General features: G+C 70.1%; 10 protein-coding genes and 1 tRNA gene. 5 read left to right on the top strand and 6 right to left on the bottom strand.

The annotated features are described in order from the left end of the window. Positions 1-6: 6 nt before the first annotated feature. Positions 7-2202: an FUSC family protein gene (locus tag ACMYLB_RS12410; protein WP_415907317.1), complete on the top strand. Its 2196-nt coding sequence runs from the start codon at positions 7-9 to the stop codon at positions 2200-2202. A 26-nt stretch (positions 2203-2228) separates the two neighbouring features. Here the strand turns inward: ACMYLB_RS12410 and mutS are convergent, their stop codons facing one another. Then, on the bottom strand, positions 2229-4799 hold the full coding sequence (gene mutS, locus ACMYLB_RS12405; protein ID WP_415907316.1) for a DNA mismatch repair protein MutS: 2571 nt from the start codon (positions 4797-4799) through the stop codon (positions 2229-2231). A 110-nt stretch (positions 4800-4909) separates the two neighbouring features. Here mutS and ACMYLB_RS12400 point away from each other — a divergent pair, with 110 nt between their 5' ends. Next, positions 4910-5680 (top strand): alpha/beta fold hydrolase, encoded by a 771-nt coding sequence (locus tag ACMYLB_RS12400; RefSeq protein WP_415907315.1) that lies wholly within the window; start codon positions 4910-4912, stop codon positions 5678-5680. A 21-nt stretch (positions 5681-5701) separates the two neighbouring features. Here ACMYLB_RS12400 and ACMYLB_RS12395 read toward each other — a convergent pair whose 3' ends face one another. The 3 genes from ACMYLB_RS12395 to tmk all read right to left on the bottom strand — a co-directional run bounded on the left by ACMYLB_RS12395 (position 5702) and on the right by tmk (position 8862). Further along, positions 5702-7093 carry an MATE family efflux transporter gene (locus ACMYLB_RS12395; RefSeq protein ID WP_415907314.1) on the bottom strand — a complete coding sequence of 464 codons (1392 nt, stop codon included), beginning with the start codon at positions 7091-7093 and terminating at the stop codon, positions 5702-5704. Positions 7094-7168: 75 nt separating this feature from the next. After that, on the bottom strand, positions 7169-8101 hold the full coding sequence (locus ACMYLB_RS12390) for a DNA polymerase III subunit gamma/tau (RefSeq protein WP_415907313.1): 933 nt from the start codon (positions 8099-8101) through the stop codon (positions 7169-7171). A gap of 98 nt (positions 8102-8199) precedes the next feature. Then, entirely contained in the window at positions 8200-8862 is a 663-nt protein-coding gene (gene tmk, locus ACMYLB_RS12385; RefSeq protein ID WP_415907312.1) for a dTMP kinase, read from the bottom strand. Between the two features lie 120 nt (positions 8863-8982). On the opposite strand from tmk, the gene ACMYLB_RS12380 reads away from it, so the two are divergent. The 3 genes from ACMYLB_RS12380 to ACMYLB_RS12370 are packed head-to-tail and all read left to right on the top strand — an operon-like array spanning position 8983 to position 11052. Continuing rightward, positions 8983-9690: a MotA/TolQ/ExbB proton channel family protein gene (locus ACMYLB_RS12380; RefSeq protein WP_415907311.1), complete on the top strand. Its 708-nt coding sequence runs from the start codon at positions 8983-8985 to the stop codon at positions 9688-9690. Positions 9691-9703: 13 nt separating this feature from the next. Continuing rightward, positions 9704-10132, top strand: coding sequence for an ExbD/TolR family protein (locus ACMYLB_RS12375; RefSeq protein WP_415907310.1), 429 nt, complete (start codon positions 9704-9706; stop codon positions 10130-10132). 5 nt (positions 10133-10137) lie between these two features. Then, the gene (locus ACMYLB_RS12370; protein WP_415907309.1) at positions 10138-11052 is read left to right on the top strand and encodes a TonB family protein; all 915 of its coding nucleotides are present in this window, start codon (positions 10138-10140) and stop codon (positions 11050-11052) included. A 31-nt stretch (positions 11053-11083) separates the two neighbouring features. Here ACMYLB_RS12370 and ACMYLB_RS12365 read toward each other — a convergent pair whose 3' ends face one another. Further along, complete coding sequence (locus tag ACMYLB_RS12365) at positions 11084-13477, bottom strand: ABC transporter permease (protein WP_415907308.1); 2394 nt, start codon at positions 13475-13477, stop codon at positions 11084-11086. Positions 13478-13590: 113 nt separating this feature from the next. Further along, positions 13591-13666 (bottom strand) — tRNA-Ala (locus ACMYLB_RS12360). Positions 13667-13695: the final 29 nt, after the last annotated feature.

Below are 13695 nucleotides of genomic sequence, written 5' to 3'. Positions count from 1 at the left end.
CCCGCCATGCAACGCAGCGGGCTCTGGTCGCGGATCGACGCCGTCCTGGAGGAGAGGCGGCTCAAGCCGGACCTCGCGCGCGGCCTGCGCGCGACCGTCGGCTTCATGCTGCCGGTGCTGGCGGCGCTGTGGTGGAAGCTGCCGTTCGACGTCACCTTCGCCGCCATCACGGCGCAGAACGTCGCGATGGTGGACGTGCGCGGCTCGTATCCGCTCCGCCTCGGCCTGCTGCTGGCGATGACCGCGGTGTTCGCCGGCTCGGGCTGGCTGGGCGCCTTCGGCGCGCCGGCCCTCGCCCCGGCGCTGGCCGTGATCGGGGGCGTGACGCTCGCCTCCGGCGCCTGGCGCCACGTGATCCCCGACTACGGGCCGTCGATCGCGAGCACGTCCGTGTTCCTGACCCTGCTCGCGCTGGCGCTGCCCGGCGGCGAGACGGTGGCCAGCCAGCACTTCCTCGCCGCGCTCGCCGGCGGCCTCCTCGGCGTCCTGGTGCAGGTGGCGCTCTGGCCGTTCCGCTCGGAGCATCCCCTCCGCCGCATCGTGTCCGACAGCTGGCTGGCGCTCTCCGACCTGCTCGACGCCCTGACGCCCGATGCGGCGCGCGCCGCCGCGGACCGCCAGCGGGCGATCGCCGAGCGCGAGGCGCAGCTGCGGCTGACGCTCGACCAGACCCGGCACACGCTGGAGACACACGGCGGCCGGCCCGGCCCGCTGCTGCCGCGCCTGCACGCGCTCAACCACGCCGCCGCCCGCCTCTTCACCCGCGTGGTCGCGCTCAACTCCGCGCTGGAGAACCTGCGCGAGCGGACCGACGCCCCGCTGCTCGCCGCCAGCCTGGCGCCGGTCTTTTCCTCGCTGGTGAACACGACGCGCCTCGTCGCCGTGACCGTCGTCTCCCGCCAGCCCTCGCATCTCGCCGCTGTCGAGGTGCGGCTGGTGCGCCTGTCCCATCTCCTCCAGGCCACCGAGGACCGCGTGGCGGGCCACGAGCCCGGCGACCCCGCGCTGCACCAGCTGGCGAACCTGCTGCACCAGCTCGGCGAGCTGGTGCCGGAGACCCGGGCGGCCCTGCGGGCGACGATCGCGCGCGCCGGCGAGCGCGCGGCCTTTTCCCTCGAACTGCTCGACCTGCATGCCCGCGCGCTGCGGCCGCTGGCCGCCGCGATCAACCTGCGCTGGCCGCCCGAGGCGGCGCTGGTGCGCTTCACCATCCGGCTCGCGAGCCTGCAGCTGCTCGGCGTCGCGGTGATGAAGCACTTCGGCTTCAGCCGCGGCTACTGGCTGCCGCTCACCATGCTCGTGGTGCTGCAGCCCGACTACGGCACCACGCGCCTGCGCGCCGCCCAGCGCGTGCTCGGCACGATCGCCGGCGGCGTGCTGGCCAGCGCGCTGCTCTGGCTGCCGCTGCCGGGGTGGGCGATCCTCGCCGCGATGGCGCTGACCATGGCCGGCTTCGCCTTCTGGCTGAAGCGCAACTACGCCGTCGCCGTCTTCTTCATCACGCTGTTCGTCGTGCTCATCACCGAGGCGCAGGAGCGCGTCAGCGTCGCCTTCACGCTCGAGCGCCTCGCGGCGACGCTGGCGGGCGGCGTGCTCGCGCTGGCCGCGGCGTATCTGTTCTGGCCGGTGTGGGAGCGCGGCCAGTTCCCGCAGATCCTGGCGCGGGCCCTAGGGGCGAACCGCGCCTACCTCCAGGCCATCGGCGCCGCGCTCGCCGAGGGCCGTCGCTTCGACGACCGGTTGATCGCCGCCAAGCGCGCCGCGGAGTCGGCCAACGGCGCGCTCTTCTCGTCCCTGCAGCGCATGAGCGCGGAACCGAAGCACCAGCAGGCCGACGTCGACGCGGCCGCGGCGCTGGCCAACGGCAACCAGCGCCTGACCAGCGCGCTGACCGGCCTCGCCGTCCAGCTCGGCGGCGCGCCGCTGTCCGGTCCGGCGCTGACGGATTTCGTGCACCTGGCGGGCGAGGCGCTTGCGGAGCTGGCCCGCGAGGACCGCGGGCCGCGCCTGGCGGAGCTGCGCGCGGCACTCGACCGGGTGCATTTCCCGTCGCGGCCGCGCGCGACCGACGCCGCGGCGGCGCGAACCGAGCTGGCGGCCTACCTGCAGTTCGCTCGCTGCGCCACGGAACTCGACGCGATGCTGCTCGAGGCGGCCTCCGGCCCGGCGGGAGCTGGGCTCGGCCCGGCAGCATCCCGCTAGCGGCGGGGGTGGCTGCGGGCGCGCGCTCAGAGCAGGCTCAGCTGCGAGTCGTCGCTCGGCGTGACGGTGATCTTCTTCTTCGGCTTCGCCTGCGGCGCGGCGGGAAGCGTCACGGTGACCTCGTCGGACTCGAGCTGGGTGAGGATGGTCTTGGCGCGGTCGATCACCGTCAGGGGCAGGCCGGCGAGGCGGGCGACCTGGATGCCGTAGCTGCGGTCGGCCGCGCCCTCGACGACGCGGCGGACGAACACGATGTCGTCGTTCCACTCCTTCACCGCGACGGAGAAGTTGCGCAGGCGCGACAGGTGTTTGTCGAGCTGCGTCAGCTCCTGGTAATGCGTGGCGAAGAGCGTGCGCGGACCGCGATCGGCGGAGCGGTGCAGGTGCTCGACCACCGCCCAGGCGATGGAGAGGCCGTCGTAGGTCGAGGTGCCGCGGCCGATCTCGTCGAGGATGATGAGCGACCGGTCGGTGGCGTTGTTGAGGATGTTCGCGGTCTCGTTCATCTCGACCATGAAGGTCGAGTTGCCGCGCGCGAGGTCGTCGCTCGCGCCGACGCGGGAGAAGATGCGGTCGACGAGGCCGATGCGGCAGGCCTTGGCCGGCGCCCAGCAGCCGACCTGCGCCATGAGCGTGATGAGCGCGACCTGGCGGATGTAGGTCGATTTGCCCGCCATGTTCGGGCCGGTGAGGAGGATGATCTGCGCGTCGGTGGCGGAGAGCGCGGCGTCGTTCGGCACGAAGGTGTAGCTGCCGGCCAGGCCGAGGCGCTCCTGCTTCATCATCTGCTCGACGACGGGATGGCGGCCGTCGGTGATGGCGAGCGAGTCGCCCTCGTCGAGCTCCGGGCGGCAGTAATCCCACTCGCGGGCGAGCACGGCCCAGCCGCCGAGCACGTCGAGCTCGGCCAGCGCCTCGGCGGTGCGGGTGAGCGCGGGGGCCTCCGCGAGCACGGCGCCGACGAGGTAGGCGAAGAGCTCCTGCTCGCGGGCGAGGGATTTCTCCTCGGCGGAGAAGATTTCCTTTTCCTTCAGCTTGAGGTCCTCGGTGACGTAGCGCTCGCCGTTCACCGTGGTCTGCTTGCGCACGTAGTCGGCGGGGACGAGGTGGACGTTGGCCTTGGTGACCTCGATGTAGTAGCCGAAGACAGAGGTGAAGCGGACCTTGAGGCTCTTGATGCCGGTGCGTTCCTGCTCGCGGCGCTCGAGCTCGGCCAGCCAGCCCTTGTTGTCGGTGGTGAGGCTGCGCAGGCGGTCGAGCTCGGCGTCGTAGCCGGCGCGGATGTAGTTGCCGTCGGCGAGGTCGTTCGGGAGCTCGTCGGCCAGCGCCTGGGCGAGCAGCTCGCGCAGCGCGGGCAGGTCGGTGAGGCGGGCGCGGATCCGGGAAATCTCCCCGCCGTGGCTGCCGACGAGGTGCGAGTCGAGCAGGTCGAGGCAGGCGATGATCGCGGGGATCTGGGCGAGCGTGTCGCGCACGCCGCCGAGTTCGCGCGGGTTGCGGAGGCGGTTCTGCAGGCGGCCGAGGATGCGCGGGATGTCGCGGACCTTGTTGAGCAGCTCGCGGACGTTCGCCAGGTCGCTCGGCTGCGCGACGAATTCGCCCACGGCCGTCTGGCGCCGGCGGATTTCCTGCAGGTCGAGGGCGGGGGCCGCGAGCCAGCGCTCGAGCAGGCGCGCGCCGGCGGCGGTGGTGGTGCGGTCGATGGCGCCGAGCAGCGAGGCGTCGCGCGTGCCACGGATGGACTGGAAGATCTCGAGGTTGCGCAGGGTCGCCGGGTCGAGGAGTAGCGTGTGTGCGCTGCGGTATTCCTGGAGCGAGCGGAGGTTCTCGGGCTTGGCGCAGAGATTTTCCGTCGCGTAGTAGACGACGGCGCCAGCCGCACCGAGGGCGGGGTGGGTGTGGGCGAGGCCGAAACCCTGGAGGTTCAGCACGCCGAGCGCGTCCATCACGGTCTTGGCGCCGCCGGCGACCTCGAAGTGGTAGCCGGGCAATTCGGTGATCAGGCGCTCGGCGCAGAAGTGCTGGAGGTTGTGCGTGACGTGGTCGTCGTGCGGCGCGGCCTTCCACTTCTCGAGATCGCCTTCGATCAGGACGAGCTCGGCGGGATCGAGCGCGGTGAGGACGGGCAGGAGGTTCTCCGGCCGCGCGTCGGTGGCGACGCGGAACTCCCCGGTCGAGACGTCGAGCCAGGCGGCGTGCAGGCCGTGCTTGTTCAGCTCGAGGGCGCAGAGGTAGTGGTTCTTGGCGGCGTCGAGCTGGTTGGCGGCGAGGGTGGTGCCGGGCGAGAGGATGCGCGTGAGCTGGCGCTTGACGAGCTTGCCGGCCTTGGCGGGTTCCGCCTGGTCGCAGATGGCGACCTTCTTGCCGGCGGCGAGGAGCTTGGTGACGTAGTTGTCCGCGGCGTGGAAGGGGATGCCTGCCATCGGGTAGTCCTGGCGCTTGGTCAGGGTGATGCCGAGCAGGCGCGAGGCGACCTCGGCGTCCTCGAAGAACATCTCGTAGAAGTCCCCGAGCCGGAAAAGCAGCAGCGTGTTCGCCGGGAGGCCGCGTTTGACCTCGAAATACTGCTGCATCATCGGGGTGAGCTTTTCGGACATGAGCGGGCTTTCTTGAACCACGAAGGCACGGAGGGCACGCAGAAAATCACCCCGGGGATCGCCGGGTTTTCGCGCTGGTTTCCGCGCGGCCGGTGTGCTTCGTGTGCGGCGTGGTTAATCTCTTCCATGTCGACCTGGGCGGCGCCGGCCGGCCGCCGATGCTGGTCCTGCACGGCCTGCTCGGCTCCTCGCGCAACTGGCAGACGACCGGGCGCGACCTGGCGGCGCACTTCCACGTGTTCGCCCTCGACGCCCGCAACCACGGCCGCTCGCCGCACGCGGACGCGATGAGCTACGAGGCGATGGCGGACGACCTCGCGGGCTGGATGGACGCGCACGGGCTGCCGCGGGCCACGCTCGTCGGCCACAGCATGGGCGGGAAGATCGCGATGCTGCTTGCCTGCCGTCAGCCGCAGCGCGTCGAGCGGCTCGTCGTCGTCGACGTCGCCCCGCGCGACTACAGCTGGCAGGGGCACCGCGCGGAGTTCCTGGCGATGAACGAGCTCAGCCTCGGCAGCCTGCAGTCGCGCCAGGAGGCCGAGATGCGCTTCGAGGCGCGCGTGCCCGATCTCGGCATGCGGAAATTTCTCACCACGAACCTGGCCCGCGACGACGCCGGCCAGTGGCGCTGGAGCATCAACCTCCCGGTGCTGACCGCCGCGCTGCCGCAGCTGGAGAAGGACGCGCTCCGGCCCGACGACCGCTTCGACGGTCCCACGCAGTTCATCCTCGGCGGCCGCTCGCGCTACGTGCAGGAGAGCGACCACGCGGCGATCCGCCGGCATTTCCCTTCGGCCCGCTTCACCACCATTCCCGAGGCCGGGCACAACCCGCACATGGACGCCCGCGAGGCCTTCGTGCGCGCGGTGCTGGAGGCGTAGGGCGGGGGCCGTAGCGCCGGCTCAGGTCTCCGACACCATCGGCAGCTGACCGCCCTTGGCCACCGCGTCGCGGCTGCGCTGCGCGTAAGGCAGCCAGGAGCGCTTGCGCCAGCGCCAGAGCATCATCAGGCCGCGCGCCCACTCCTCGATCATCATCGCGACCCAGACGCCGGGCAGGCCCCAGCCGAGCTTCAGGCCGAAGAGCCAGCACAACGGGACGCTGAAGCACCACTGCGAGACCATCGCGATCGAGATCGGGAAACGCGCGTCGCCCGTGGCGCGAAGCGCATTGATGATGACGATGTTCAGGACGCGCCCGGGCTCGTAGGGGATCGACATGAGCAGCAGGACGGCGCCGCCCGTGATCACGACCGGGTCGTGGGAGAACTGGCTGAGCAGCGGCTTGCCGCAGGCGGCGACGATCACGATCGCCGCGGTCGAGATGGCGAAGCCGATGCGCACGCTCCGCATCACCTCGCGGTAGGCGCCCGCGAAGTCGCCCGCGCCGACGAGGCGCCCGATGAGCAGCTCCGTGCCGAGGCCGAGCGCGATGGAGAACAGGATCACGAGCAGCTGCGCCTGCCGCGTGTAGGTCATCATCGCCAGGCTTTCGGCGCCCAGGCGGGCGACGAAGCTCGTGATCACCATCAGCGAGACCCAGTAGCTCATGTGCTCGCCGGCCGCGGGCAGGCCGATGTGCAGGATGCGCTTGATCCGATCGAGGCGGATGTCGACGAAGTCGCGCGCCCGGAGCATGAGCTTCAGGCGGCGGTCGAGCAGCACCCAGAGGATGAGGCTGGCCACGACGCGGCTGAAGACGCTGGCGAGCGCGACGCCGGTGACGCCCATCTTCGGCGCGCCGAAGAGCCCGAAGAGCAGGACGCAGCTGCCGGCGATGTTGATCACGTTCTGCAGGGTCGTGACGACCATGGCGTCGCGCGTGTGGCCGTGGGCGCGGAGCGAGGCGCCGAGCGAGACGTTCATCGACTCCATGAACAGCGTGCCGCCCATCAGGGTGAGGAACGGCCGCGCGTGGACCATCAGCTCGTCCGGCAGCTGCATCAGCCGCAGCAGCGGCGTCGCGCAGGTGAAGGCCACGAGGCTGATGACGAGGCCGATCCAGGTGTTCACCGCGATGGCGGTGGTGACGATCTTCTCCGCGCCCTTGGCGTCGCCCGCGCCGACGTGGTGGGTGATGACGACGCTGGCGCCGATGCCGATGAAGTTGAAACAGATCAGCGAGAGCACCACGAACTGGTTGGCGACGCCCAGCGCGGCCACGGCGCCGTCCGAGACGTGCGCGACCATGAAGGTGTCGACGACGCCGATGAGGATGCGCAGCGCCTGTTCGATGAAGATCGGCCAGGCGATCTGCAGCAGAGTGGGGGCGGCCTTGGTAGTCGTTGAGTTCATCCCGCGGGAGGAACCACAGACAGCCGCCGCCGCGCCAAGACAAGGCGAATTCCCGTCAAGAAATCGCGTGCCGTCCTAGCGCCGACTCCAGATCCGCAGCGAGCTGAGGAGGAAGTTCTCCAGCGCGGCGGCCTCGTTCAGGTTGAGGCGGAGGAGGCCGACGTCGTGTTCGAGCTGGGCGATGGCGGCAACGGTGGCGCGGCGCGCGGCCTCGTCGCCGGCGGCCAGGCGCGCCTGGGCGAAGTCGCGGGTGGCGTGCTCGAGCTCGGCGAAGAGCTTCAGGCGGATGCCGTTCGTGATGCCGGTCTGGATGGCGTCGACCTCGTCGTCGTCGAGATCGTCCGGGAGCTTTTCCTTCTGCTGCTTCCACGCCTGCTCGGTGGCGGCGGAGAGGACGGCGTTGAAGCGCGTGATCAGGCCGTAGACGCTGATGACTTGGTCGGCGACGGCGCGCTTGTCGGCGGCGCCGTCGGCGAGCTTGCCCAGCCAGGCGGCATAGTCGGCGCGGGTTTGCTGCCACGCGGCGACCAGGTCGGGCTCGCAGCCGGCCAGGGCCTCGGCGCCGGAGTCGGTGAAGCGGAAGTGCAGGCAGCGGCTGCGGATGGTGGCGAGCAGCGCGTAGGGCCGCGTGGTGAGCAGCAGGATCGCGGTGCTGGCCGGCGGTTCCTCGAGGGTCTTGAGGAAGATGTTGGCCGCGGCGACGTTCATGCGGTCGGCCTCGTAGACGACGGCGACCTTGCGGTGCGAGACTTGGGGCGAGACCTGGATGCGGTTGATGAGGTCGCGCGTGGCGTCCGCGCCGATCTGCCGCATCTTGCCGGCGGGGCGGAGGGCGAAGAAGTCCGGGTGCTGCTTCGGCGCGAAATACTGGCTGGGCGAGCGCGGGTCGTTGAGCAGGCGGTCGGCGATGCCGTGCGCGACGGTGGCGAGCGTGCCGAGGTTCTCGCCGTGGAGCAGGAGGCTGTTGGCGAGGCGGCGGCGCTCGATGGCGCGCTCGATCACGGACACGGCGGGCGTGCCGGCGAGGGCTTCGGGCCAGGGAGCTGGAGCGGCGGAGAACAGGGGACGGGAAACTGAGGACTGAGAACGGAGGACGGGAGCCGGACTCAGGCGGTTTGCAGGTCGAGCAGGCGGAGCTGCACCGCGCCCCAGATCTGTTCCTCGAGGGCGTTGGGCTGCTGCGTGCCGTCCATGACGACCACGCGCTCCGGCCACTGGCGGGCGAGGAGCAGGTAGCCTTCGCGGACCTTGTTGTAGAACTCGATGTTCTCGCGCTCCATGCGGTCGGGCAGGTCGGAGGCGCGCTGGCGGATGCGCTGGAGGCTCACCTCGGTCGGGACGTCGAGCACGATGGTGAGGTGCGGCATGACGTTGCCGACGGCGAAGCGGTTGATCTGGTTCACCGGGTCGGGCGCGAGGTTGCGGGCGACGCCCTGGTAGACGGTGGACGAGTCGAGGTAGCGGTCGCTCAGCACGACGGCGCCGCGGAGCAGGGCGGGGGCGATGACCTCGCGCACCAGCTGGGCGCGGGCGGCGGTGAAGAGCAGCAGCTCCGTCTCCGGGCACATCTCGTCGCCGCGGTGGTTGTGGATGAGAATATTCCGGATCTGCTCGCCGATCTCGGTGCCGCCCGGCTCGCGCGTCGCGATGACCTCGCGGCCGAGCTTCTGGAGGTGCTCGGCCAGGCGCATGATCTGCGTGGACTTGCCGGAACCTTCGGAGCCTTCGAACGAGATGAGTTTGCCGACGGGCTTGGACTTGTTGGGCATGGAAAGAGGGGAGGACGTTCACGAAACGCGACGCGAGAATTTTCGGCAACCGTTTTTCCGCGCGCCGGCGGGAGGAAACCCCTTGATTGCGCCGGAGAATCGCGCCAACACTTCGCGGTCATGCTCAGCCTTGCCTTGGCACCGCTTTTTCTCGCCACCACCAACATCATCGAAGTCTTCGTTCGCTGCGACCCCGTCGGTCAGGTCATCACCGTCGTGCTGCTGATCTTCAGCGTGTTCGCCTGGTCGGTGATGCTCGGGAAAAATTCCGAGCTGAACAAGCTCCGCATCCGCAACCACCAGTTCGAACAGCGCCTGCGCGAGGAGCGCAAGCTGCTCGATCTGCCGGAGTCGTTCCGCAACATGCGCTCGATCCCCTATGCGGACCTCTTCGCCGACGCCGCGGAGTCCTACTGGCGCGCCGCCGCCATCGGCAAGGAGAAGGGCGACGACTCGCTGCATGCGCGCCTCGAGCACGCCGAGAACGCCATCGCCCGCGCCCTCGCGCGTCAGGTGCTGCGCTACGAGGAGAACATGGTGTGGCTCGCGACCATGGTCACCGTCGCCCCCTTCATGGGCCTGCTCGGCACGGTCTGGGGCGTGATGGAGGCCTTCAGCGCCGTCTCGGTGATGCAGACCGCGAGCATCCAGACGCTGGCCCCCGGCGTCTCGGCGGCGCTGCTCACGACCATCGCCGGCCTCGTGGTGGCGATTCCGTCCGTGGTGGGCTACAATATCCTGCTGAACAAGTCCAAGACGCTCACCACCGAGATCGAAAACTACGCCAGCGTGCTCGCCGATCGCATCGAGCTCGAGATGCAGAAATAAGGAGCCAACCGCCATGGCCCGCACCTTCCGCCGTCCGCGCGCCGCGCACCCGATCTCGGAGCTGAACGTCACCAACCTGATCGACCTGGCGTTCACGCTGCTGATCATCTTCATGATCGCCACGCCGCTGATCCAGTCGGAGCAGACCGTGCCGGTGAACCTGCCCGTCGAGTCGAAGAGCGAGCAGTCGCGGCCGGACAAGGACACCCGGTTCGAGACCATCACCATCAAGGCCGACGGCACCTGCACGCTTGCGGGCCGGGTCGTGCCGCTGGCCAACCTCCGCAAGACGCTCGCCACCTACGCCGCCGAGCCGAAGCCGCCGGTCTTCCGCATCCGCATGGATCAGAAGGCCACCGCGCAGCACTTCATCAGCGTGATGGACGCGCTGAAACAAAACGGACTCTCCAAGGTCACCTTCGACACCCAGACCGGTTCCTGAGCGCCATGCGCGCGAACTCGCCCAGCGCCTTCTTCGCCTCGCTGCTGCTGCACGCCACAGTGGCCGCGATCATTGCCGGGCTCTCGCTCTATGTCGCGCAGGTGCAGCAGCAGCGCCCGCCGGTGATCTTCGACCTCGTCGCCGGTCCGCCGACCGCGCCCGACGAGTTGGTCGCCGCCAAGCTGGGCAACACGCTCACGCCACCGAAAATCGCGCCCCCGGTCAACGCGCCGGTGGCCCAGCCCGAGGTCGCGCCCGAGCCCGAGCCGGTCGTCGAGACCGCCAAGGTCGCACCGGTCGAGCAGGTCGTCCCGACGCCGCCGAAGGAGACGCCGAAGCCCAAGGAAAAGGTCAAGGAGGCGCCGAAGCCGAAACAGCCGCTCACGAAGGAGGCCAAGTCCGTCGTGAACGAGATGAACAAAAAGCGGATCGTCTCCTACCTGAACGAGAAGAAGAAAATCGACCGCGAGATCGCCAAGCAGGAAGCCGCGCGCAAGGCCGCCGCCGCCCGCGCCGCCAAGGCCGCGGCCGGCGTGAAAGGCGTCGACGTCGAGGGCATCAAGGAGGGCGTGCTCGGCGGCTCGACCGCGAACAAGCGCGGCGGCGGCGGGGGCAAGGCGCTCAGCCGCGAGGAGGCGAGCGAGATGCTCGTCTACCAGACGCTGCTGAAGAACGAGCTGCGCAGCATCTTCGACGATCTGAAGCCGACCGGGCTGGCCGACTCGCTCAACGCGGACGTCAGCTTCCTCGTCGCCGCCAACGGCGAGGTCGGCAACGTCCGCCTCACCCGCTCGTCAGGCAACGCGGAGTTCGACCAGGCCGTGCTCGCGACCTTCCGGAAGCTGGTGTGGGGCAAGCGCCGTCCCGACGGCAAGAGCAACACCTGGGAGCTCACCTTCCGCATGCGCGACCTGGATTGAGGCCGGCGGCGCGGGGCCGGCGCCCGCGCCGTCAATCTGCCCGCAGCGCCAGCAGCGGATCGAGCCGCGAGGCCCGGCGGGCCGGAATCCAGCAGGCGAGGGCAGCGGCGGCGAACACGGCGCCTCCGCCCAGCAGCAGCGGCACCACGCGCAGTCCGTCCATGCCGTAGACGACGGACTTCAACAGCGTGCTGCCGCTCCAGACGCCCAGCGCGCCGAGCACCAGTCCCGTCGCGACCCAGCGTCCGCCTTGGGCGAAGATCAGGCGCAGGATCGTGCCCTTGCCCGCGCCGATCGCGAGCCGCACGCCGATCTCGCGCGTGCGCTGCTGCACCAGATACGAAAGCGTGCCGTAGAGCCCGACCGCGAGCAGGCCGAGCGCGAGGGCCATGAACGCGTCCACGAGCCCCGCCATCGTGCGCTGGCCGCGAGTCGAGTCCTTCACCACCTGCTGGAGCGTGCGGACGCGCTCGACCGCCAGTTCGGAGTCGAGCGCCGTCACCTCGGCGCGCAAGGCAGCGGAAAGGGCGGCCGCCGGCTGCGCCGACCGGATCAGGACGTAGACGGAGCGGCCCCAGTGGCCCTCGGGCGTCGTATACATTTCCGGCTGCGCCTTTGTCGCCGCCCCGTGCTGACGGACATCCTCGACGACCCCGACCACGCGCGCGACATACCACGGCTTGCCGGGATTGTTGCCCCGGATGATTTCGCCCAGCGGGTTCTTGTCCGGCCAGGCCTTCGCCACCATCGCCTGGTTGACCACCACGCCCCGCACCTCGCCGGTGCGGTCCTCGGCGTTGAGCAGGCGGCCCTGGATCAGTTTCAGGCCCGCGGCGGCGAAATAGTCCTCGGTCACGGAGGAGCGCTCGACGTTCATGCGGCGCTGCTTCGGGTCGTAGACCTCGTCGTTCACCAGGGCGTTGGTGTTGCTGCCGCCCTCGAGCGGGAGCTTGGAGGTGAGGCCGACGCTGACGACCCCGGGCAACGCCTTCACGCGCTCCTCGAGGGCGCGCCAGAAGCGCACGCGGTCGGCGTCCTCGTCGTAGCGCTTGCCGCGGAGATTGACGCGCCCGACGAGCACCCGGTCGGTCGCGAGCTGCTGGTTTTCCTCGAGCAACTTCAGGTAGCTGCCGGAAAAGATCGCCGCGCCGTTGGCGAGCACGAACGCCAGGGCGATCTGGCCGATGAGCAGGCCCTGGAGCAGGCGGTGGCGCGACGAGGTGCTGCCGCGCGAGTCGCTGCGGATGACCGAGGCGAGGCCGACGCGCGAGCCGGCGAGCGCCGGCGGCAGGCCGGCGATGAGGGCGGTGAGCACGGTGGCCCCGAGCACGAAGCCCAGCACCGGCAGGTCGAGCGCGATGGCGGCCTTGCGCGCCTCGGTGGTCGGCGCGATGACGCGCATCACCTGCAGGCCCCCGAGCGAGAGGCAGAGCCCGAGCGCCGCGCCGGCGCCGGCGATGACGAAGCTCTCCGCCAGCGCGAGCCGCACGAGCGCCGTGCGCGTCGCGCCCAGCGCCAGCCGCACGCCGAACTCGCCCGCCCGGCGGGCGCCGCGGGCCAGGAGCATGCTGGCGACGTTGGCGCAGGCGACGAGCAGCACGAACGCCACCGCGGTGAACAGCACCCAGCCCTGGCGCGCGGTGTCGACGGTCATCTGTTCGTGGAGCGAGATGACGAGAAACGGCTTCCGCATGTTGCTGTCGGGGTAGGTCTCCGCGAGGCGCTTGCCGAGGGCCTTCGCCTCGGCGTCGGCGGTGGCGACCGCCACGCCCGGCTTGAGACGTGCGAGACCGCAGAGCCAGTGCGAATCGCGCTGCAGCTTGGCCGGATCAAACTGGAGCGGCTGCCAGACGTGGCAGTCGGTCGTCTGCAGCCACGGTCCGGCAAACTCGAATTCCGGCGGCATGATGCCGACGACGGTGACGTTGCTGCCGTTGAGACGAACCTCGCGCCCGACGAGGGCCGGATCCGCGCCGAAGGTTTGTTTCCACAGCGAGTAACTGAGGATCGCGACCGGCGGGGCCCCGAGCTTGTCGTCGTCCGGCGTGAACAGCCGGCCGTGCAGGGGCGCCACGCCGAACGCGCGCAGGACGCCCGAGGTCACGCTCGCCCCGGAGACGGCCTGGGCGTTTTCCTGGCCGATGTTGAACGACTGGGGCGTGTAGACGCCGAAGTCGGTGAAGGACGTGAGCTCCCGCTTCAGGTCGGTGAAGTCGGCGGAGGAGAGCGGCCACTGGCGGTCCGACCAGACCATCACGAGCCGGTCCGGCTCCGGGTAGCGCAGCGGCGAGAGCACGAGCGCGCGCAGCGTGCTGAACATCGTCGTGGTCGCCGCGAGCCCGACGGCCAGGGTGAGCACGGCGACGGCGGTGAAGCCGCGGGATTTGGCGAGATTGCGGATGGCGAGCCGGAGATCGGGGAGCATGGCTGCCGGGGATAACCGCGCCGGGGCGAGGCGGTTTCAGGAAATCTCTACCACCGGCAGCGGCGGCGGGCGCGCCCAAAAAGAAACCCCGCCCTGGGTAGGGCGGGGTAAAGTGGTGGACCCGATCAGATTCGAACTGACGACCTCCTCAATGCCATTGAGGCGCTCTTCCAACTGAGCTACGAGCCCACAAAGAACTGCGAGCGGTCAAAAAGTGG

Origin of the sequence: Oleiharenicola sp. Vm1, from assembly GCF_047777955.1 — a bacterium.
Lineage (GTDB): Bacteria > Verrucomicrobiota > Verrucomicrobiia > Opitutales > Opitutaceae > Didemnitutus.
Note: the sequence above shows the minus strand (reverse complement) of the source record. Positions and strands in the feature narration are given on the sequence as shown.

What these genes read in the sequence shown, in the direction of transcription:
- ACMYLB_RS12410 (WP_415907317.1), top strand. Translation starts at nt 7, where the DNA reads ATGCAACGCAGCGGGCTCTGGTCGCGGATCGACGCCGTCCTGGAGGAG.
- mutS (WP_415907316.1), bottom strand. Translation starts at nt 4,799, where the DNA reads ATGTCCGAAAAGCTCACCCCGATGATGCAGCAGTATTTCGAGGTCAAA.
- ACMYLB_RS12395 (WP_415907314.1), bottom strand. Translation starts at nt 7,093, where the DNA reads ATGAACTCAACGACTACCAAGGCCGCCCCCACTCTGCTGCAGATCGCC.
- tmk (WP_415907312.1), bottom strand. Translation starts at nt 8,862, where the DNA reads ATGCCCAACAAGTCCAAGCCCGTCGGCAAACTCATCTCGTTCGAAGGC.
- ACMYLB_RS12380 (WP_415907311.1), top strand. Translation starts at nt 8,983, where the DNA reads ATGCTCAGCCTTGCCTTGGCACCGCTTTTTCTCGCCACCACCAACATC.
- ACMYLB_RS12375 (WP_415907310.1), top strand. Translation starts at nt 9,704, where the DNA reads ATGGCCCGCACCTTCCGCCGTCCGCGCGCCGCGCACCCGATCTCGGAG.
- ACMYLB_RS12370 (WP_415907309.1), top strand. Translation starts at nt 10,138, where the DNA reads ATGCGCGCGAACTCGCCCAGCGCCTTCTTCGCCTCGCTGCTGCTGCAC.
- ACMYLB_RS12365 (WP_415907308.1), bottom strand. Translation starts at nt 13,477, where the DNA reads ATGCTCCCCGATCTCCGGCTCGCCATCCGCAATCTCGCCAAATCCCGC.